At 44.1% G+C, this 22237-nt stretch carries 18 protein-coding genes; 12 read left to right on the top strand and 6 right to left on the bottom strand.

The features are described from left to right. Positions 1-447 precede the first annotated feature (447 nt). The 5 genes from fabG (at position 448) to MKY41_RS10140 (ending at position 6009) form a co-directional block, all read left to right on the top strand. The gene (fabG, locus tag MKY41_RS10160; protein ID WP_340744895.1) at positions 448-1212 is read left to right on the top strand and encodes a 3-oxoacyl-ACP reductase FabG; all 765 of its coding nucleotides are present in this window, start codon (positions 448-450) and stop codon (positions 1210-1212) included. A 311-nt stretch (positions 1213-1523) separates the two neighbouring features. Beyond that, positions 1524-3047 carry a sodium:solute symporter family protein gene (locus MKY41_RS10155; protein WP_340744894.1) on the top strand — a complete coding sequence of 508 codons (1524 nt, stop codon included), beginning with the start codon at positions 1524-1526 and terminating at the stop codon, positions 3045-3047. 17 nt (positions 3048-3064) lie between these two features. After that, positions 3065-4387, top strand: coding sequence for an ArgE/DapE family deacylase (locus MKY41_RS10150; RefSeq protein WP_340744893.1), 1323 nt, complete (start codon positions 3065-3067; stop codon positions 4385-4387). Positions 4388-4402: 15 nt separating this feature from the next. After that, a complete protein-coding gene (locus tag MKY41_RS10145; protein WP_340744892.1) occupies positions 4403-5230 on the top strand; it encodes a mycofactocin-coupled SDR family oxidoreductase in 828 nt (275 codons plus the stop codon). Positions 5231-5244: 14 nt separating this feature from the next. Further along, positions 5245-6009, top strand: coding sequence for an SDR family NAD(P)-dependent oxidoreductase (locus tag MKY41_RS10140; protein ID WP_340744891.1), 765 nt, complete (start codon positions 5245-5247; stop codon positions 6007-6009). 380 nt (positions 6010-6389) lie between these two features. On the opposite strand, the gene MKY41_RS10135 is transcribed toward MKY41_RS10140, so the two are convergent. Further along, a complete protein-coding gene (locus MKY41_RS10135; protein WP_340745679.1) occupies positions 6390-7304 on the bottom strand; it encodes a glycine betaine ABC transporter substrate-binding protein in 915 nt (304 codons plus the stop codon). A gap of 524 nt (positions 7305-7828) precedes the next feature. On the opposite strand from MKY41_RS10135, the gene MKY41_RS10130 reads away from it, so the two are divergent. The 5 genes from MKY41_RS10130 (at position 7829) to pheA (ending at position 14345) form a co-directional block, all read left to right on the top strand. Continuing rightward, positions 7829-7951 carry a hypothetical protein gene (locus MKY41_RS10130; RefSeq protein WP_340744890.1) on the top strand — a complete coding sequence of 41 codons (123 nt, stop codon included), beginning with the start codon at positions 7829-7831 and terminating at the stop codon, positions 7949-7951. Positions 7952-8124: 173 nt separating this feature from the next. Continuing rightward, positions 8125-9927: a KAP family P-loop NTPase fold protein gene (locus MKY41_RS10125; protein WP_340744889.1), complete on the top strand. Its 1803-nt coding sequence runs from the start codon at positions 8125-8127 to the stop codon at positions 9925-9927. 532 nt (positions 9928-10459) lie between these two features. Further along, positions 10460-12397: a TRAP transporter permease gene (locus tag MKY41_RS10120; protein WP_340744888.1), complete on the top strand. Its 1938-nt coding sequence runs from the start codon at positions 10460-10462 to the stop codon at positions 12395-12397. An 18-nt stretch (positions 12398-12415) separates the two neighbouring features. Beyond that, the gene (locus MKY41_RS10115) at positions 12416-13426 is read left to right on the top strand and encodes a TAXI family TRAP transporter solute-binding subunit (protein WP_340744887.1); all 1011 of its coding nucleotides are present in this window, start codon (positions 12416-12418) and stop codon (positions 13424-13426) included. Continuing rightward, on the top strand, positions 13419-14345 hold the full coding sequence (gene pheA / locus MKY41_RS10110) for a prephenate dehydratase (RefSeq protein WP_340744886.1): 927 nt from the start codon (positions 13419-13421) through the stop codon (positions 14343-14345). The genes MKY41_RS10115 and pheA overlap by 8 nt, the downstream gene beginning before the upstream one ends. Positions 14346-14762: 417 nt before the next feature. On the opposite strand, the gene MKY41_RS10105 is transcribed toward pheA, so the two are convergent. The 4 genes from MKY41_RS10105 to MKY41_RS10090 form a co-directional block, all read right to left on the bottom strand. Continuing rightward, on the bottom strand, positions 14763-14981 hold the full coding sequence (locus MKY41_RS10105; RefSeq protein ID WP_340744885.1) for a hypothetical protein: 219 nt from the start codon (positions 14979-14981) through the stop codon (positions 14763-14765). A gap of 215 nt (positions 14982-15196) precedes the next feature. Then, positions 15197-15343, bottom strand: coding sequence for a YfhE family protein (locus MKY41_RS10100; protein WP_340744884.1), 147 nt, complete (start codon positions 15341-15343; stop codon positions 15197-15199). A gap of 4 nt (positions 15344-15347) precedes the next feature. Further along, complete coding sequence (locus MKY41_RS10095; RefSeq protein ID WP_340744883.1) at positions 15348-16892, bottom strand: BCCT family transporter; 1545 nt, start codon at positions 16890-16892, stop codon at positions 15348-15350. 198 nt (positions 16893-17090) lie between these two features. Continuing rightward, positions 17091-18449, bottom strand: a complete 1359-nt coding sequence (locus MKY41_RS10090; RefSeq protein WP_340744882.1) for a trypsin-like peptidase domain-containing protein — start codon at positions 18447-18449, stop codon at positions 17091-17093. A 315-nt stretch (positions 18450-18764) separates the two neighbouring features. On the opposite strand from MKY41_RS10090, the gene MKY41_RS10085 reads away from it, so the two are divergent. Beyond that, positions 18765-19028, top strand: a complete 264-nt coding sequence (locus MKY41_RS10085) for a DUF2188 domain-containing protein (RefSeq protein WP_340744881.1) — start codon at positions 18765-18767, stop codon at positions 19026-19028. A gap of 256 nt (positions 19029-19284) precedes the next feature. Here the strand turns inward: MKY41_RS10085 and MKY41_RS10080 are convergent, their stop codons facing one another. Next, positions 19285-20418, bottom strand: coding sequence for an amidohydrolase (locus MKY41_RS10080; protein WP_340744880.1), 1134 nt, complete (start codon positions 20416-20418; stop codon positions 19285-19287). Positions 20419-20598: 180 nt separating this feature from the next. Between MKY41_RS10080 and MKY41_RS10075 the strand changes: the two genes are divergently transcribed. Further along, a complete protein-coding gene (locus tag MKY41_RS10075) occupies positions 20599-22182 on the top strand; it encodes an ABC transporter substrate-binding protein (RefSeq protein WP_340744879.1) in 1584 nt (527 codons plus the stop codon). The last annotated feature ends 55 nt before the right edge of the window (positions 22183-22237 follow it).

Below are 22237 nucleotides of genomic sequence, written 5' to 3'. Positions count from 1 at the left end.
AGGTTTATTGGTGGCCTGCCCGGAGACAGTTGATTAATTTTCTTCATAGTTGGTAGAACCGCTCAAAATAGCTTTCCATAATTGGTCTCCTGCAGCTATTCTTAATCGGAGACTTTTATTCTCATATCCATTTCTCCATTTAAGACATGCTTATTATCAATAAAATATTATTTATTTATTCAATCTCCATTTGAAATTCTTGGAAAGGTACTAGCAAACTACTTCGGTAACAATTGATTATATATATTATTTAAAATAATTTGAATTTACTGTTGACTCATAAATAGCACCATGTTAACATGAGTGAAATCCACACAATACAACAAGTATTTTGTGACATCGTGAGGAAGTGCGAGGATTGTTTTATGAGTAGATATAAAATGAGAGGTGATAATCTAGGTATTCTGTTTAAACTTATAAACTTACTAGTTTAGGAGGAGTACTGACATGAGTAAACAATTTGAAGGTAAGACAGTTGTAGTGACGGGCGGTAGTAAGGGGATTGGAAGAGGGATTGCAAAAGTGTTTTCCGAAAAAGGAGCGAATGTGGCGATCATTGCGAGGAATTTGGAAGAGGCTACGAAAACAGCGAAAGAATTACAAGGTGAGCACAATTCTGTGAACGCTTACAATGCAGATGTCACCTCAAATTTTTCATTAGAGCAAGTAGCACAAGCAATTGCGAATGATTTGGGTGCCATCGATATTGTGTGCGCTAATGCGGGAATTTTTCCATCGGCTAGCATTGAGGAAATGACGGAGGATCAGTGGAATCGTGTACAAAATGTAAATGCAAAAGGAACTTTTTTCACAGTAAAAGCTTTTTTGCCTTACGTCAAAAAAGCAGATTTTGGACGATTCATTGTCACATCCTCTATTACAGGGCCGATTACGGGATACGCCGGTTGGTCGCATTATGGGGCAAGTAAAGCAGCACAGCTTGGGTTTATGCGGACAGCCGCGCTTGAATTGGCCAAAGACAATATCACTATTAATGCAGTTTCTCCAGGCAATGTGTTTACAGAAGGATTGGATGGACTTGGCCAAGACTATCTAAACTCCATGGCAGCTGCAATACCATTTAAACGCTTGGGAACAGTCGAAGATATTGGACATGCCGCTGCTTTTTTTGCTTCCAAAGAGGCAGGATTCGTCACGGGTCAAACTTTGGTAGTTGACGGAGGACAGATTTTACCGGAAAGCATTGAGTAACCTTCATTATAGCTAATACCATTTGAGGAGGTTTTGTATTGAGAGATGTACGCTTCAGGAATATCTTCTTTTCCAGCTTGTTTCTGTTGTTCATCTTTTTGGCTTGTTTCCCGGGAGTCTTTGATTGGAGTAATCGGATCGAGCCCTTCGTTATTGGGTTCCCCTTCTCTTATTTTTGGCAAATACTAATGAATTTCTTCATTTTTGCTACGTTAATTGTCTGGTATTTGGTCGATTCATATCACGGTGATTTAGATTTAGAGGTTGAGCCGCTGACAGATGAAGAACTAAAGGCAAGGAGGGGGTAAACCATGCTTTCCATCATTTTTATCAGCATATTTTTTATCATCATTTTCCTGATTAATGCCAAAAACTTTGGTGTTAAGAGTTTTGATGAATATGCTACTGCGCGAGGTAGCTTTGGTGTGATTGCCATATCTCTAGCTGTATTTTCTACTTGGTATGTAGGGGCAACCTTTACAGCGTTTGCAGGGTATTCGGTTGGTTATGGTTTTATGGGGATGTATGTGTTGTCCTACGCTACTTTAACTATGCTTTCCTTGTATTTAGTTGCAGAGAAAAGCTATATTTGGGGCAAAAAGTATCATATCAGTACGCAAGCCGAATTGATGGATTTGCGTTATAAAAGCAAAGCTGTCCGTGTCATTGTAGGAGTGGCCGGGGTTGCTTTTACGGCTCCTTGGCTGTTGATGGAATGGATTACCCAAGGGTTTGTCTTTAGTTATGCGACTGGAGGAACTATCAGTCCAGTCATCGGGATGCTCATTGGTATTGTTGTAGTTTTGGCGTACGTCTCTTTCGGAGGCATGAAATCAGTAATTACGGCTAATATTTTCCAAGGTGCTTTCATGTTCTTTGTTGGAATTACAGTCATGTTTTATATGATCTTTAAATTTTTTGGTGGATTCAATGAAGGGATGGCGACCCTAGTTCAAAAATATCCGGAAACCCTTACTTTTCCAGGGCCGGGATGGGAAATGCCTACAGCTTTCTGGACATCCATCATCATCACCAGTGGTTTAGGCGGTTTTATGTGGCCATGGGTGTTTAATAAAATATTTGCATCGGATAGTATTCGGTCTATTAAACAATCGGCCCTAATTGCTCCGATTATTGGGGCGGTATTCTATGTAGTATTCCAATTCTTGGGGAACTTCTTATATATTTTCGAAACAGCGAGAATGAACCCGGAAGAAGCATTTTTATGGGCAGCGGCAGAGGCGGGGCCTTTGGTCATGGCGGTCTTGTCTACAGTCGTAATGGCTACCAGTATTGCTACGGTTAGCGGCATCATTCAAGCGATGTCGACCTCCATTTCGCGTGATGTAGCTGGAGTAATCAAAAGAGACATTTCAGAAAAGAGTGCCATTACAATTGCCCGAATTTCTGTAGTGGCCATAGGAACAATCTGCGCCTTTATGGCAACGGTTGATGTAGGGGCCCTCATCAATATTGCCCTGTTAACTTATCAGGGGATAATCATGATTTTTCCAGTAGTTTTACTTGGTCTCTATTGGAAGAGAGCTAATAAAGAAGGGGCTTTGGTTGGCATGATTGTAGGAACCATCATCTCTATGTCTCTAACGGTTATGAATCCTTCTTTTATTGGGAGTTTAGGGTGGACGCCGGGGGTATATGGTTTGATTACCGTCTTTGTCATTATGATTATCTACGGTGCAGCAAAGCCAGTTGAGCAACATGTTGAACAATTATGGACGGATGTTGAGGATGCCAGAACAACGAAAAGAAAGAAGATTTTTGCAGCAAAAAATCCAGAAGCAGAAACCGTCATCTTATCAGAAAAAATTAAATAACTGGGAGGAAAATGAATATGACAAAGAAAGCGTTAGTGAATACGAAGGAAGAAGTAATTAATCAAATTGAAGCCATGCGAGAAGAACTACTTACATTGACGAGTGAAATGGTACAGATTCCAAGTATTAACCCTAGTTACGATGGTGTCGACAAAGTGGCGGTTCTTGGTGGAGAAAAAAAAGTCCAAGAGTATTTATATCCCAAATTTAAAGAAATCTGCGATGAAGTAGATATGTGGGAAGTAGAAAAAGAAAGGCCGAATTTAGTTGGGACAATAAAAGGAACAGGAAATGGAAAATCACTAATATTTAACGGTCATATTGACGTTGTTCCTCCAGGGCCGGCGGAAGAATGGAAGTTCAAAGATCCTTTTTCAGGGAAAATTGAAGATGGCAAATTATACGGTCGAGGTGCTTGTGATATGAAAGGCGGCATAGCAGCACAATATATAGCTGCTAAAGCCTTGAAAAAATTAGGAATCCAGTTAAAGGGGGATTTACTACTTGAAACAGTGGTAGGGGAAGAAACAATGGAACATGAATTGGGAACCTCCGCAACCGTAGATCGTGGATATACCGCAGATGCGGCGATTGTATCCGAACCTTCGGGACCACCAGAAAACTTGGCAATCGTACCCGCAAGTCCAGGTTTGATTCGCCTGCATGTTACGGTAAAAGGAAAAACGACACATGCATCGGTTCGAAGAGAATTTGTTCGTGCCGGTGGCAAGCACAGTGAAGTAGGGATTAATGCAGTTGATAAAGCAATGTATATCATCGAATCACTAAAACAATTAGAAGACGAATGGGGTTTCACGAAGAGACATGAACTGTTCGAGCCAGGACATTTTACGATTCACCCCGGAATCATTCATGGAAAGTCACATGATGTTGACTTACCATTCGTTGTGTCCGATTATTGTACGATTCAGTATGCGGTTTGGTACCACCCGGATGAAAGTTTTGAAGAAGTTCAAAAAGAAATTACAGAACATGTAATGAGAGCCGCACAAAATGATCTTTGGCTAAGAGAAAACCCTCCAAAATTAGAGTTTTTATTAAACTGGCCAGCCTTCAATGTTCCGAAAGATCACCCAATCACTCAAGCGACAGTCGAAGCCCATGAAGAAGTGACTGGCCAACCGGCAAAAGTTCTTGGATTTGCTGCTGTGGCTGATGCCTCATTTTTAAATGAGCGGGGCATTCCAAGTATTATCTATGGGCCGGGAAGTATTTTAGTTGCACACGCGGTAGATGAATATGTGGAGGTAGAAGAATTGATTACAGCTGCAAAAACCTATGCCCTGGTGGCAATGGAATGGTGTGGAATTGAAGATTAAAGGTGGGAATGTAAATTGGGAGAATTAAATGGAAAAGTTGCATTGATCACGGGTGGAGCAAGAGGAATGGGCAAGCTATATGCTTTGAAATTTGCTGAAGAAGGAGCCGATATCGTTATTACCGATATCAATAGCGCCGTTGAAACGGTTCCATATGAACTGTCCAATAAATCTGTTATGGATGAGACACTGGAAGAGATACGGGAAAAGGGTGTTAAAGCAATTGGGATTATCGCTGACGTGCGAAATGAAGAACAGGTTCAGCGAGCTGTCGAGAAGACCATTGAATCATTCCAAAAAATTGATATTCTCATAACGAATGCCGGTATTTTGACTTACAACAAGATATGGGAAATGCCAGAACAACAATGGGATGAAATGATTGAAATTTGCTTAAAAGGAACGTTTTTAGCTTGTAAGCATGTAATCCCTCATATGATTGACCAACAACAAGGAAAAATCATTTGTATCTCTTCTGTTAATGGTCTTCGTGGAGGAAAGCAGGTAGGACATTATGTTGCAGCAAAGCATGGTGTGTTAGGGTTAGTGAAATCAATGGCTATGGAGGTCGGAGAATATGGAATCCATGTAAATGCGATTTGCCCGACAGCTGTTGATACAACCATGGCGAATAATCAAGCCACCTATGATAGACTTGCCAATAAAAAAGGAGCTACTAGGGGGGAGGCAACTCCTGCGTTCGGCACACATCATGTATTTCCGGATCAAGACTTTATTAACCCGGAAGATGTCGTAAATACAGCATTATATTTAGCTTCTGATAAAGCGAAAAATATATCTGGAAATTATATTGCAGTGGATGCGGGCTATTTAACAATGTGACGAGGAGGTAAAAAATGCTTAGACTTCAGAATAAAGTAGTAGTAATTACAGGCGCCGCACAAGGCATTGGAAAGTTCGCAGCTCTAAAATGCGGAAAAGAAGGGGCAAAATTAGTTATTTCTGATGCAAATGAAGAAAAATTAAAGTTAACGAAACAAGAATTAGAAGAGTCGGATATAGAGGTTGAGGCCGTAGTTTGCGATGTGACGAGTGAACAAGAAATTGCCTCGCTTTATGAGAAGGCAATTGAAAGGTTTGGAGGAATCACAACGGTTGTCAACAATGCTGGTATTTTCCTCAATAATACGGTAGAAACAATGCAAGTCGATGATTTTGAAAAAATCTCCAACGTAAATATTAAGTCTGTCATGCTTAGTACAAAATACGCTGCGCCTTATTTAAAAAAGACGGAGGGCGCCTCGATTGTGAATCTGGCTTCCATTTCGGGGTTAATAGGAACAAAAAATCATAATTTATACATCATGACCAAACATGCCGTTGTAGGAATCACGAGAAGTTCGGCAGTAGAGTTGGCCGAGTTCGGTGTTCGAGTCAATGCCGTCTGCCCGGGCTTGACCGACACAAATATGGCGCAACAACTGATCGATGGGGATGGAGGCGGAGAAGAAATCCGTAATTTGTATGAGAATGCGTACCCGTTAGGAAGATTAGGAAAGCCAGAAGAAATCGCAAACACAATTGCCTTTCTAGCATCAGATGAAGCATCCTTCATTTCAGGGGCTATGATTCCTGTGGACGGCGGTTATACGGCCACTTAAAAAATTATTTGATATGAGTCTATCCGACTGGTAGAAAGGCAACATGTCGTTCAAAATTGAACGATATGTTGCCTTTTCAGATCGGAGTAGACCTTGTAGTGTTCTTCTTTACCGAAATCTTAAGTATAATTCTCCCTAATAATCCTTCAATACATGAGAGAACGCATGATGTATTGTGCGGCCTGTAAAGAATCGAATGTAGTGCAGCAGGGGGATTGCTCCTGTTGGAGAGTTACGTTGGCTTCATCCAGCTATTTGTTTCACTTCTTGAAAAAAGTTGAAGATGATGTTCGAAGTTAAAATTGTGCTATCAAATGCACTAATAAAATAAACCCGGCACCGGACAGCCACGCTGACGGCGCCGGATCAATAGCAAACACTTACTCCTGCAAATCCTCAATAGAATCAATATCCATATAAGTTGGAACGACTAGCCCAATCTTCACATTTTCCATGCTGACGCCAATATCGTCCAGTTTCCCGTCAAATTTCTCGATATATGTTTTATGTGTTACGGGCAGCCAGCCTGCCAACAGGACATCCGCACTTCCGTCTGCGACTGCTGTATACATTGGTCCCGCTTCCACTTGAGACATTTCCACTTCATAACCCAATTCCCCTAGCACATTGGCCATGACATTGGTGCTTGCTACGGTGCTGTCCCAAGCGACATACACAAACTTGATTTTATCGCCGTCGACTTTCTCGACGCCTTCTGTCCAAGCAGATACTTTGTCTTCATTGGCGTCAATCCAGTTTTGTGCCGCGACGTTTGGCTTTTCGCCGTCAATAATTTCAACCATCACTTCTGCCATATCTTCTTCTGTCCAATGGAAATTTTGCAGGACTGCATATGCTTCAGGGAGGTCTTCTTTGAGTCCAAGTCGTCCGAAAGTATGGATTTCTTCGGCACCGCCGTAAGACCCTTTTGGATCATCCAAGTATTTCAAATCATATTTCGCAAATTTCCAGTGTGGGGACCAGCCTGTGACGATAATCGGCTCTTCTTTGTCATACGCTTTTTTCAAGGCGGCCGTCATGGCTGCGCCCGAACCTGACGTCACACTCCACTGATCGAGTCCGTAATCTTCAATGGCTCTGTCCGTTGCTTCCATAATTCCGGCACCCGGATCAATGCCGGTGATCTTATAACCGACGGCTTTCCCGACTGATTCGGAAGAACTTGCCGGCTCCCCTTCACTCGACGTAGTATCCTCGTTTTTGTCTCCGCCACAGGCAGCAAGACCGACTGCCAATAAGGCGACCGTACTGATTCCGAAAAGCTTCTTCTTCAATGACACGATAGATATCCTCCTAGTTTTTTGACTGCAGCAGGCTTAATCTTTCAGCATCTCCTGCAGCACTAGATTTTGCCCCTATGAGTCTCAGGCATACGTTCATTATAGTTGTAATAATTTTGTAAAACAACAGTTAAATCAATATTGAACGTTCGTACGGTTTTTTCTGTACAAATATTATTATTCAGACAAATAGGTTGCGTGTAGTCGAATTTATTATTTTACCTATTAACTTAGTTGATTGGAGTGCAGAGCGGCGACTCCAGCGGGAACAGCACGAGCTGAAAGCCCCGCAGGAGCGTAGCGACGAGGAGATTGAAGCCGTGCCCGCGGAAAGCGTCCGCTCGGAACGGAAATCAACGGTTAGAAGAAGTTATTTATTTCAACTTATATAGCAAACTGACTGAAGAAAATCTCCCTTTTAACAGGGACGGGATGCCGCCAACTACTTACTATGTTTACCAAGCTTCTATCTAGGGAATACAAAGGATGTGACATCGAGAACAAAGGAGGTGAGTGACATGGCGAAACAGTGGAATTTCATTTTCGACAACAAGTTGATCACGGTCTTCGATAAAGATCGAAAACGAGCGGAAGAACAAGCCCGCGCCATTTATGAAGAATTACAAGATAATATAAGTTGATGAAACACCGGCCGGGCGGATGGCTGGTGTTTTTTAGTGCCAGGCACTCACACAATTCGAGGTGGCTGCATTCGGGGAGTCGAGTTCACAGGAGAACAGAGAGGTATAGCCAAATATACCCTTTTGGCACATAATGAACAGATAGGTGGAAATGAATTAAGGGGTTGAAAAGGATGGCTGGGACAAAAGAGATCAAAGGGATCCGGGACTTGCCGATTTTTGAGGATTCATTGGATTTATTTGAAGTGAAACCATACATACAGGCGTTGACCAATTTCATCAAGCAGTGCGATACGCCGATCACAATTGCTCTCCAAGGTGGATGGGGGACTGGGAAGACTTCGTTTATCAATTTGATTAACGATAATTTGAAACCGGTGAAGCAGTTGGGGGTGAACCGGGATTTCAGTCAAAATAAGAATGAGGCGGTCCGCATCGCGACTGTCCATTTCAATACGTGGCAATACTCCCAGTTCCAACTTGGTGACAACTTGGGTATCTCCTTTTTAAGCTATATGGTGGAAAAATTATCAGCTGATCTGGATCATAAAAATGAATGGTTCTCGACTGCTAACGCGGCTCTTAAAGGGCTCCTGAAATTCGGTATGAAGATGGGTGCCCATCAAATCGGATTGGAAGTTCCCGAAAGCGAAAGGGAGAACGCTTTTGATCAAGATCCTGCGAAAGCGATTGAGATATTAAAAGAGTCGTTAACCCAATTGGTCGGTGAACATTTGGAAAAGAATAAATACAACCGTCTCGTCATTTTCATCGATGACTTGGATCGGCTGAGTCCTCCGATTGCTGTGGGTTTATTGGAAGTTATCAAATTGTTCTTGGACATCGAGAACTGTGTCTTTGTCCTGGCGGTCGATAATCGGGTTGTGGAAGAGGGCATTACGGATAAGATGGTGAATATCTCCCGTGAAAAAACGAAAAGTTTCTTAGACAAGATGATTCAAGTTCCTTTCAAGATTCCGGTGGAAATTTATAATTATGAAAAATTCATCGAAGAGAATTTAGGTGATATTCTAGGGAAAGGGCAGCAGCGCGAACGGCTCCATGATCTCATCATGCAAAGTATCGGAAGTAACCCACGTGCCATGAAGCGGCTCATCAATTCCTATTATTTGAACAGCCAAGTGAATATGATCATTGATGGAAAAGAGATTATAGAAGAGGAACAAAGTGTCCTGCTCGCTATCATTTGCATGCAGTTATCTTACCAGCCGCTGTATATTACGTTATACCACGAAACAGACAAACTGGATATCCTGAATGGAAGATTTGCAGAGTCGACCCACCCGTTTGCTGAAGACCTTGCTGACACCATCAAACGGTATGAGTCTTTGAAGGTTTTTGATCAGGGGGATATTGAGTTAATCCTTGACGAGATTATCAGCTTTCTGGACATCCTGCGCCAAGTGCTGTTGCTGGCGGCCGGCAAAACATCCGATGAGTTGCTAGAAGAAGAGGATATTGCGGTGTTCAACAAAATATTGGTGCGCTCCGATATGACCAGTTCTTCCTCCTCTATGCAACCGGCAGCCAAACCGAAAATGTACCCACTGAGTACGTTTGCCAAAGATTCTAAGCAATTCACAATCAGTGGTATCAAGCGGAAGGCAAGTTCAGACGGAACCTCGGCATATGAGTCTTTTCCAAGCTCAAGGGCAGCCGTGGAACAACTGATCAGGGAAGCAACGGAAGCGAATCCGAAATCCGTTGAACTGTTGAAAGATGTGGAGAAGTTAAAAGAATTGAAAGTGGCACGGACCTTATATTTTCCTTTGCTTCCAGAGAGTGAATGGTCAAAGGCGGAAGGGCGTTATAAGCAATTTTCGGTTGCAGAGGGTAAGCTGAAATTAGGCTATTCGTTCAGTCATTCGGTAGCGGCACTCAATTTATACCGGATTCTCAGCTATTTGGATTATGAGGATATCGACCAGATCTATGTCGAGGGGATTTTGAGATAGTGCCTCTAGGCTTGCACGAGGGGATATTTGTCATTGAGGCAATGTTAAAAGGGGAAGGGGGGCAACCCAATTCCCTTTTTTGCATTCTGCGAAGTATTCACTTGTAATAAAGAAAGTAAAATCGACATTGAAATTCTTGTTGGTGAAAGCACTTCGTTTTGTAAATGGTTGTGCCAATTTACACTTGAGGTTCTCTTTTTATTCCGATGGCATTAATGGATTAAACAACACGTTGGTACTGTCGTACAAGCTTAATGGACACCGGTGTTCCCTGCATATTTTCCCCTGTACTTCCTCTAGGATATTTGACAATTTTCTCTATTTATCTGTCTCTTTCCTCTTTTTGTAATTGGAAATACTACGTATAATTCCCTATCTTTCCCTCGTTGTGTTGACGCGACTTTGCTTGGTTGTTAACATTCTGATAGAGGTGTATAGTCGGAATATTTTACCTGATAGAGACAATTATACAGCTGGCACACTTCAGCCTCCTGGATTAATAGGGAAAACAACATGAGAGAAGGTGGGGTTAATGGGACAAACTGCTGAAACAGGCGAGGAACTGATTGAGAAAGTGGACAGCGAGATGCGTTTTCGGAAGTATGTTGGGAAGACGGCGGTGGTGGTATCTGCAATTGCGGTCATCTGGTCGATTTTTCAACTGTATGCCGCGGGAACGGGCGTCCTTGATGCGATTACACTCCGAGGATGGCATCTGCTTTTCGTCTTAGTCATGGTATTCTTGCTATATCCGGCACGGAAGAAAGAGAAGGCGGGACGAACGGTTCCGACTGTGCTCGATTTACTTTTTATTGCACTCAGTATCGCGGCGCTTGGATATTTATTATTAAATTATAAAACGATAGTACTTCGGGGTGGCTATTTGGTAGCCACTGATTATATTTTTGGAGCGCTTGGTATTTTGCTCGTATTTGAGGCATCCCGCCGGGTTGTCGGAAACCTCGCCATTTTGGCACTAATTTTCCTGCTGTACACGTTTCTTGGCTCCTGGGTGCCGGGAATGTTTGGGCATAGCGGCTTTAGTTTCAAACGTGTCATCGATTATATGTTCTACGGCAGTGAAGGGATTTTCGGAATTGCGATCGGTGTTTCGGCGACGTTCGTTTTCCTGTTTATCTTGTTCGGTGCCTTCTTGAAAATCAGTGGATTCAGCCAGTTCATCAATGATTTATCATTAACGATTGCGGGCGGCTCTCCGGGCGGTCCTGCGAAAGTGGCCGTCCTCGCCAGCAGCTTGATGGGAATGATCAACGGAAGTGCGCTTGCCAACGTCGCTACGACGGGAACGATTACGATTCCGCTTATGAAAAAGAATGGATATAAAGCTCGCTTTGCGGCCGCGGTGGAAGCGGTTGCCTCGACAGGTGGCCAGTTCGCCCCACCTATTATGGGCGCCGTCGGATTTGTCATGGCGGAATATTTGGGTGTTCCGTATACAACTGTACTGGTTGCTGCAATCATTCCAGCTTTCCTTTATTATTTGACGCTGATCATGGTTGTTCATTTTGAGGCACGACGCCTTGGACTGAAAGGGTTGTCGCGTGACAATATTCCAAAAGTAATGGATGTCCTTAAAAAACAAGGGCATCTTTCCATACCGCTTATCGTCTTGCTTGTTCTATTGTTTACCGGATATACGCCGGTATTTGCGGCGGTCTTTTCAATCCTCGCTTGTGTCGTCGCAAGCTGGCTTCGGAAAGAGACGTTTATGGGACCGAAGAAAATCCTACAAGCCTTGGAAGAAGGGGCGAAAGGGGCGCTTGGCGTCGCGGTCGCTTGTGCGACGATCGGCATTATTATTGGAACCGTATCCTTGACAGGGCTTGGATTGACATTTGGTTATACAATCATGACGTATACGAATGAAAGCTTGCTCGTTGCGAGTTTGCTCGTCATGTTAATGAGTATCATCTTAGGTATGGGTGTGCCGGGAGTGGCTGCCTATGTCATCGTGGCAACAATCGGAGCGCCAGTTCTCGAAAATCTTGGTGTTCCACCATTATCTGCGCATATGTTTGTGCTAATTTATGCGTGCTTGTCTAATATCACTCCGCCGGTTGCATTAGCTTCCTACGTGGCGGCAGGGATTGCGGATGCGAATCAGCATAAGGTGTCCATGACGGCTATGAAGTTGGGGATCACCGGGTTCATCCTACCATTTTTCTTCCTCTATGAACCGGCGTTATTGCTAGGGGAAGAACCATTTATTAACAGCTTGATCCCGACCATAACAGCTGTGGTTGGAACCATCTCTTTGGCGGCAGGTTTGCAAGGATGGTTCATGAAGCGGGCGAATTGGATGCAAAGGAGTATATTGTTAACAATTGGAATCTTGATGATGGTACCTGGAATTATTACGGATGCCATTGGAATAACATTGTTAATTCTTCTATTCATCTGGCAAAAACTAGAGAAGCCGTCTGTTAGTATGGCAACCGAGGCTGATTAAAAGAGGGGGAATATATTTGTGAACAAGATATGGAAAAGAATGTTGTTGATTGGTGCAATGACTGCACTCGCTGCGCTTGTAAGTGCATGTGGAAACGATGCGGAGGAAGCGGGCGCGGAAGGCACTTCGTCCAGTAAGAAGCCGACCATCTTGAATTTCCCGACGGCTTCCACTACAGGGACCATTTATCCGTTGGGTGCAGCAATGGCCAACTTGTGGGATCAGAAGGTGGACGGAATAAGAGTTAATGCCCAAGCTTCCAATGGCGGCGTTGATAACTTGAATCTGCTGAAAGATGGCGAAGCGCATATTTCGTTTGCGACTACGGGTATTATTTGGGAAGCGTATAATGGCGAACGGAGTTTTAAAGATCGCAAGTATGAAGACGTTCGGATTATCGCGGGTCTTTATTACAACCCGAACCAATTTGTTGTTCGCAAAGACGCGGGCATCGAGTCGGTTACTGATTTGAAAGGGAAGCGTTTCGCGCCTGGCTCTGTCGGAAGTACGCCTGAAGTGGAGTCCAGCATCATTTTACCGGCATACGGATTGAACTATCCGGACGATATTAAAGAGAATTTCGTTGGATTTACAGAAGCAATCGACTTAATGCGAAATAAGCAACTGGATGGGGCTTTGATTCAAGCGGGATTGCCGAGTGCTGCGGTAACGGAGATGACTTCGACAGCCGACGGAAAACTGATCGGCATGGAGCCGGAAATTCGAAAAGCGTTAATGGACGAGTATCCATGGTATTCGGAAATGACCATTCCAAAGGGAACCTATGATAATCAAGACGAAGATATAGATACTCTGGCAATTAAGATGATGCTGATCACGGATGCCTCTGTCGGGGATGACGTGATTTATGAACTTTCGAAATCGTTCTGGGAAAACATCGAATCCTTGGAATCTGCACATGCGATCGTGAAGCAAATGGATATCGAAAATGCGGTAACCGAATTGGCAGACATCCCGCTTCACCCGGGTGCGGAACGTTACTATCAGGAGGCGGGTCTCCTTGATTAAGGAGTTGATTCTTCCGCGAGGGAAAGGTGAACCGGATTCGATGAAAAAATCAGAACGGAGGATTGGCTATCTTGGTCCCGTTGGCACGTTCACAGGGCTGGCCGTCCATGCTTTATTTCCAGATGAGGAAATGACCAATCTTCATGCGTTTCCTACGATTGAAAACTGTCTGTTGGCAGCACATCAACGCACAACCGATGTGACGGTTGTGCCGATTGAAAATTCCATCGGGGGATCAGTCAGCATGACACTTGATTGGCTAATTCATGAGGTGGAAGTGCCAATCCAAGCGGAGGTCCGGCTGCCTGTCCATCATGAACTATTGGCGCATCCGGCGCAAGCGGAGCAGACGGAGTTCGAAACCGTCTATGCCCATCCGCAAGCGTTGAAGCAATGTGATCAATACTTGCGGACACATTATCCGGAAATTGAGCAAAGGCCGATGAATAGCTCGGCGGAAGCGGCTTGGCTTGTCGCCAACAATCCGGACAAGCCTTGGCTCTCCATCTCCAATTTCATCGCCAAGGAAATCTATGAGCTAGAAGCGATTCAAAGCAATATTGAAAACAATGGGATGAACATGACCCGTTTCATCGCGCTTGGCTATGAAGAACTGGACTTACGGGCGGATTTTCAAAAATCGTCGATGATTGTTTCATTTCCTGAAAATGAACTCATGACACTTCATCAAGTTTTGGGTCTTGTCGACAGATATGACATCAAGCCGACAAAAATTGAATCAGCTCCAATGAAAACAGAACTCGGGCATTATGTATTTTTCATCGATCTTGATACGACCGGGAAATCGGATGCCTACCAACAACTCTGCCAAGACATTCGCAATCTAGGCTGCAGCCTCCGCCACCTTGGGACTTATCCGACATTGATTGCGGATATTGCGTATGGCGGGGATCGTTGATTTGTCAGGATATACATGAGCTGAGCAAGTGAAGGGACTGCCGATTTGGTTGCAGTCCCTTTTTTCAATTGTAAAGGGGACAGTCATCTGCGCAATTGTGAAGCGGGTTGGGAGCGTTTCGAGGTTTTAGGGGAATGTTTCGAGCTTAGATGAAAACGTTGTGAAGTGGGGGAAACGTTTAGAAGTTTGGTGGAGATATTGTGAGGTGGGGCAGGAGCGTTTCGAAGTTTGAAGGAAGTGTTATGAGGCAGGGAAGAATTGTTTCGAGGTTTGCTGGGGGGCCGAAAAACACGCGAAACATGGTGAAGTTATGTCGAAACGTTTTGATGTCTTCACCCCAATTCAAGACGCGATAAAAGAGACTACATGCCGCGCGCAGTCTCTTTGCCTGATCAAGTTTGGGATTCGGAGCCTGATTTAGGACGGCTTCTTCTCTCTGAAATATTCCGAAATTTGGACGACGCGCACTTGGCCTGTGTGGAGTTCATGGTAGATGCCGCGACTGTCGATGAATGAAATATACTGGTCCCGTTCAGCGGTAACCAGTTCTTTTGCCTGCTCGAAGGAATCTAGATATACAAACCGACGGATATAATGCTCTTGATCAAAGAAATACGTAATTTTGAATTCTTTCATGATGTTCCACTCCTTTGATTCATCTTATCCCATTAGCGAAGATGCGGAGAAAAACCAGTTGTAAAGTTGCCAGCCACCCGTGTAGGGGAACGAAAGATTGCAGATTATCATATTTCGCCGCTATTTCCCGGGAAATGTCATATAGGGAAAATGATAAAAATGTCAAAAAGCTATAGGAATCAACAATATTTCCTATAGCTTTCCATAGCCTATATTCAGTTTTGATTATTCTGTTCAGCCGCTTTCTGTTTTGCTGCTTTGTCTGCTTTTTTGTATTCGTCCGCATACAAAACTTCTTGTGTCGATGACGAACCATTGTTTTTCTCGGTCAATTGCACATGCGGCTCTTTCTTTTCACCCATAAAATCACTCCTCTCCGCCTTGTTTTTTAGTTTTCCTCAAACCGGGCGGATTAAACGCCTGCGTTCCCTTTGGTACTCGCACTTCCTCTTTTAAGGATTTAAACAGGGAGAATACCATCATCAGGATGACGAACGAAAACGGTAACGCAGCGATGATTATGGTGTTTTGCAAGGCGGAAAGTCCGCCGACCGATAATAGGATCAAAGCGATCGTAGACTGGATTAAGCCCCAAACGAATTTTACCGGGTTCGTCGGCGTCAGCGATCCGTAAGTGGATTGCATTCCCAATACAAATGTTGCCGAGTCTGCGGACGTGATGAAAAACGATGCGATCAGCAAAATGGTGAAACCGGATGTAATTGACGACCAAGGAAGGGAGCTGAACATCTGAAACACAATAAGCGAGGTGTCGCTAGCTGCCAAATCGATCACGCCGGCGCGTTGTATCTCAATGGCTGTCGTTCCAAAAGCTGAAAACCAAATGAAACTTAGAAAAACGGGCGCTACTAACACACCGACCATGAATTCACGGATTGTCCGCCCTTTTGAAACCCGTGCAATGAACATGCTGACGAAAGGTGCCCAGGAAATCCACCAAGCCCAATAGAAAATAGTCCAATTTTCGAGCCATGCCCGATCCGTTTTATTCAATGGAGATGTTCTCAAACTCATATCGACCAAATGGGACAGATATCCGCCGATTGAATCGGTGAACATATTAAATATGAGTAAGGTAGGCCCCAAAATTAAAACGAACCCTAAAAGGGCGAGGGTTAGCACAAGGTTCGTATTGGACAGATACCGGATACCTTTGCTTAATCCCGACCATGCTGAATAAATGAACAACACCGTCACAATGGAGACGATAATGAATTGAGCACGGATCCCTATTTCGATATCGAATAAGTAGTGGAGTCCCGCATTGATTTGCAAGGCGCCGAAGCCAAGGGAAGTGGCTACACCGAATGCTGTTGCAAATACGGCGAGAACATCGATGACCGTACCCCAAATTCCGTTCATTTTATCTCCGAAGATTGGTTTAAGTGTTGCGGAAACTAAACCAGGTTCCTCTTTGCGGAACTGGAAATAGGCTAGTGCAAGAGCGACAATTCCATACAAAGCCCAAACATGGATACCGTAATGGAAAAACGTTTGCCGAAAAGCCTCCTTGTAGGCCGCATTCGTATTCGGCTCTTCGGTTGCGGGATTGATGGCATAATGGGAGAGTGGTTCAGCAGCTCCATAGAATACCAAACCGATGCCCATTCCGGCGGAAAACAGCATCGCAATCCAAGTGATTGTGTTGAATTGTGGGCGATCCGTATCCTTTCCGAGTCGAATTCTGCCGAATGGACTGAAAATCAGAAAGATGCTAATGACAAGCAACAAAGTGATAAGTAGCATATAATACCATCCAAAAACGGAGGATACCACACCTTTGACTGTTTCTGTGACGGATTCGAATTGTTTTGGCAAGATGACGCCGTATCCGACCGCCAACACAATCAGACCGATTGTTATATAGAAGACATTCGATATTTTTTTCATAGCTCCCCCCTCCTTGTCTTATGTAAAATATTCCCCTTGTCCAAAAGGGCAGGAGGCTGTTCGGAATCTGTTTAGAGTATACCCGAAATAACTGGAAACATGCCTTCGACGGTAGCAAGCTAAAAACTTTTGCGTAAGAAATAAAAAACGCCACAAGCTATGGAGGAATTCCCTACTTGTCGGCGTTTTTTACAGGAGCTACTTATTCTTCACTTGTTTGATCCGATAATATCCTTCTTCATCTAACAATACTTCATAAATCTTTTCTTTTTCATAAAACCGTTCATCTCCAGAGGCGTTGATGAAATTGAAGGTTTCATAGGTGGATAGGAGAGCAGTGTCGTGCTGGATGGCAAGATTGGTAACGACGTTTTCGTAAAATTCAAAGTGCATGCCCTGGTTGGCGATTTCATTGAAATAGTCACGGTATTCCTTGTAGGCGGAGCTGCCGGGGAGTAAGAAGTCTTCAATGAAATGAAATTCCTCATATAACAAAGCCGTTTCATATGTGGATCGGAATTCTAGAATGAAATCCTCCAGATGGTCCGGGTCGAAAAAGCCGGTGCACTCTGGAACATAATCTTCTTCATTTTCATAGAAGTCCTGGTAATCGTCGTAATAGCTGTCCTCATCATAGGAGTCGGCGACGGTGTAATTTTCGTACACGCCGAAAAGCGATGCGACTTGCCGTTCCGTCATCGGATTCTTTACCCAGGAATCGATGAGCGGCGTAACGGTATACAACGGAATGGAAAAGCCGAATCGTCTATTATCGGTTCGAATCAAAGAATTGATGCCGATCACTTTGCCCGTCTTGGCATCGAGCAGCGGCCCGCCGCTGCTGCCGTTATCGATTTGGGCATCAATTTGATACGCTTTTTCATAAATGAAACCCAGTTCGATATCCCGGTTCAACCCGGTCAAATAGCCGATGGAGGCGGTGTTTTCCAAGCCGGTCGGACTGCCGAGCGCAATAACTTCGGTTCCGATCGGCGTTTCGACAGATTCCGCATGGAGCGGCTGTAAGTTCCGGTATGCCTCTGACCGAATCAGCGCCACATCATACTTATCCGAAATGCCGATGACTTTCCCGGCGGCATCCTTTCCATCCGAATTCCGCACAACGACATCCGTGTAACCCGCTACGACATGGGCATTCGTCACGATCAGGCCGCCTTTCGCATAGAGAAAACCTGAGCCAAGGCCATCCTCCGTGAAAATTGTGAACACGCGCGGCAGCGTCTCCCGGATGACTTGGGTCTTCTCCTTTTCTTTAGGAGCCATTTCGCTTTTTGGCGTGGCATCTTTATTGTCGGCTATAGGCTCTTTGATCGGCGATTCTGGTACTTTCGCCGGTTCGATGTGGGTAACGGATTTCACATCACCTTCTCCAAGCACTTGGATAAATCCATATCCGACCCCGCCGAGCATAAGCAGACAGGCGATGGAGATGGTAATCATCCAGCCTTTTCGTCCTGTCTGCGCCATTGATTGACCGCAGCCGCCACAGTAACGGGCCCCTTTCCCATTCGGGTGTCCACAATGCGTGCAAAACATCCGCACTCCCCCCTTTCTCTACAGTTCATATCGTCCGTTTTGGCTAGTTATTGAGCGAGCGATTTGTATAGTGGAAAAGCTTTTTCACGTTTATTTCCAGTGTATCCCCAATCATCAAGTACTAGACTTGTGGGAGAATGTTTTGAGGTTGGATGGAAATGTTTCGAGGTGGAGAGAGAACGTTATAAGGTTGATTGAGAATGTTGCGAGGTCTATTAAAAATGTTATGAAGCCCCAGTGGATTTCCTCAAGTTCGTTTCAAACACTCCCAAGCGGGTAATGAAAGAAAAGATGATTTGGAGAGGAGAATCTAGCATGGCAGACAACAAGAAGCGCGATCAAGAAGATTATTTTGAAGACCGTGCTGGCACGGCGGATGCCCGATTCCATGTCGTTTCGCACGACGAGGAAGGGTGGGCAGTCAAACGCGAAGGCGAAACCACTCCAGTCTGTACGAGCGGTTCGCGAGACGAAGCCATAGAAGAAGCCAAACGCCTCGCGAAAGATGCTGGCACTATCGCCTACCTGCATGGAGACGATGGCCGGATTAAAGAACAATTGGAATATGGGAATGATTGATGAAGGGAACCCTTTGGATCAGAACGATCCGGGGTTTTTTTATTGAGCAAAATCATGGAAGATCACTTTTAAACTTTCGAAAGAGGCACCCAAGTGCGTAGCCATCGTAACCATCCGTCAAGACTCCAATTCTTGCGAATCGCAATAGTTTGGTGTTAGCGCGTCCCTAAGTTTTCACGAATCTCCTCACGAATCTCTCATAAATTCCGAGAACGATCGTAAGCCTTCCCAGGAACTTATAACTCAGCAAATAGGATCAATCATTCTTTTCATACACCGGCTTGCCGTCAATAAAAGTTGCCGCTACGGAAGTGCGAAGGTCAAAGGGATCTCCATTCCATATGACAAAATCCGCATCTTTGCCTTGTTCAAGTGAGCCGATGCGGTAGGCAAGATTTAAATGATGGGCTGCGTTTAAGGTGATGGCTTGGAGGGCCTGTTGTTCAGTTAACCCATTTTTATTCGCTAAAATTGCACTAGTCATCAAATGTTCAATGCTGATTACGGGGTGGTCTGTTGTCAAGGATATTGATACGCCCGCTTTTTCTAATGCGGTAAGTGTATTCCATCCTTGTTCCGCGAGTTCTAACTTTGGTCGTGTGGACATTGTAGGTCCTACCGAGACCTGTATGTTCCGTTTGGCTAGTAAATCTGCAATATGATGTCCTTCCGTGCAATGTTCGATTGTAATCTCTATATCAAATTCTTTCTGTATTCGGAGTACGGTAGATATGTCATCGGCCCGGTGTGCGTGGACACGGAGAGGGATTTCCTTACGAAGGACCTTTGCAATATTCTCCAATCCCAAATCAGGTCTACACTTTCCCTTTTGCCGTTGTTCCATATAATATTGGGCTTCCACTAATTTTTCCCGTATTCTTGCGGCAATGCCCATCCTCGTTTGCACTCGATTGTTATGATGCTTTTTTGGGTTTTCGCCCACTGCTGCTTTTAATCCCGAAGGGTTTCGTACGATGCAATCATCGACAATCGACCCTGCTGTTTTAATGACGACCATTTCGCCTCCTATCACATTTGCACTCCCGGGCATGATTTGGACTGTTGTCACTCCCGAACGGCGGGCGTCTTCAATGCCTTGGTCCTTCATATTTATGGCATCTATCACATTTACTTGGGGAGTCACTTCAGAACTGGCTTCATTAAAATCATGTCCAGCCTGTCCGACGCCTTCTTGATTGATACCAAGATGGGTATGTACATCAATCAGTCCGGGTGTAATGATTTTTCCTTTTGCATCTAGTATTTTCGCAGTTGAAGTGGGGGAAATCTCTTTTCCAATCCGGCTGATTTTCCCATCAATAACTTCCATATGTCCTACTAGTTTTTTTCCCGTTCCTATATAAAACAAGGCATTTTGAATGAACAACATTTTGACGGAATTCCTCCTAATGACAGCTTTATTTCTCATTATATAAAAGAACAAGGACTTCCGATTTGGGAGAAGTTCCAAAATGTGAACGCTTACTTTCAGGGGAACTTCCATACAAATGAGTAGACCGTTTTCCTACAATGAAATTAGTTGGACTACTACAAGAAGGGGTGTTATGTGATGAAAAAGCTTGCTAGTATTCTCGGTTTAGTTTTTTTAGTAGTGCTTGCCGGATGTTCCGGCAGCAAGGAGACCTCTCCGTCGCAAGATGAAAATGTGAAAACCGGGGTGGAAGGTGAACCAAAATCAATGGGTGAACCGATAGCCGGTGGGGAGTTGACGATTGTCGATTTAAATGACGCGCAAGGGTTGGATCCGCATAGTGAGACAAATGCCCAATCGATGCACTACATTGAAAACATGTACAATACTCTCTTTAAATACAAAGAAGGTACGTACGGAGAGATTGAAGGGGATTTAGTAGAAGACTATGAGATATCCGAAGATGGAAAATTATATACACTTAAGCTGCATAAGGGTGTGAAATTCCACAATGGAGATGACCTGACTTCAGAGGATGTTAAATATTCCATTGAACGTATCGTGGAACAGCTCGTACGGGCACCTCAATTTGAAGCGGTCGAATCGATTGAAATGCCGGATGAATATACGGTTGTTATCCACCTGGAAAAACCGGTAGCTCCATTCTTAACATTTTTGGCGTATCCAATGAATGCTATTGTTAATAAGACTGTGGTAGAGGAAAACGGTGGTAGTTTGGATAATGCGGATGCGGGAAGCGGTCCGTTTAAATTAGTGCATTGGAAAAAAGATCAAGAGATGGTGTTGGAAAGATTTGAGGATTATTTCAAGGAAGGCTTTCCATATTTAGATAAAGTCGTATGGAAATCGGTGCCAGATGAAACATCCAGAACGACTGCGATCCGAAATAAAGAGATCGACATTATCCTTCAATTGTCACCTAAAGACATTCAACTTTTATCTAAAGCGGATGGGCTAACTGTAGAACCTGTAACGGGAACATACTGGGAATACATCGGTCTGAATGTAGCAGAAGGTCCTCTGAAAGAGAAGGAAGTACGACAAGCTATTGCTACGGCGATTGACAGGGAAGCTATGAACGCAACTGTAAAATTTGGTCAGGCTACCATTTTGACAGGTGGACCGATTCCTCCGGGCCACTGGGCATATGGTGAATTGGACGCATATCCGAAACAGGATATTGAAAAAGCGAAGTCTTTATTAAAAGAAGCCGGTTATGAAAATGGTTTTGATATTACATTGAAAGTGGGTCAGAACAAGGCCCAGGTTGATGCGGCTCAAGTGGTGAAACAACAATTGCAGCCATTGGGCATCAATGTCGAGATTCTTCAACAAGAAGATAGCATATTCTTTGACGCTTTAGGTAAGAAAGATTTTGAAATGTCCATTGTCGGATGGGTCGGTTTCGTAGATCCAGATGAATTCTTATACAACATATTCCACACGGATGAAGTTTGGAATCAGCAAGGCTATTCCAATCCGGAAGTGGATCAATTGCTGGAAGAGGGAAGAGCGACAGCTGATCAAGCGGAGCGTTTCGAAATTTACAAGGAAGCTCAATCCATCATTGTAGATGAGGCACCCATGGTCTTCTTATATGCAAACCAGCATGCTTCTGCTATTCGGGACGGGGTGAATGGATTCGATGTGAATCCGACGGTTACCACGAAATCATTGGAAAGCACGTGGATTGACCGATAAACAACTAGAAAGGGGATGATTTGGTTTCATCCCCTTTTTCGCTTATGGGAGGTGT

The sequence above is a fragment of the Sporosarcina sp. FSL W7-1349 genome (assembly GCF_038003045.1).
GTDB lineage: Bacteria > Bacillota > Bacilli > Bacillales_A > Planococcaceae > Sporosarcina.
The sequence above is the reverse complement of the archived record's forward strand: the minus strand, read 5'-3'. Positions and strand labels throughout refer to the sequence as shown.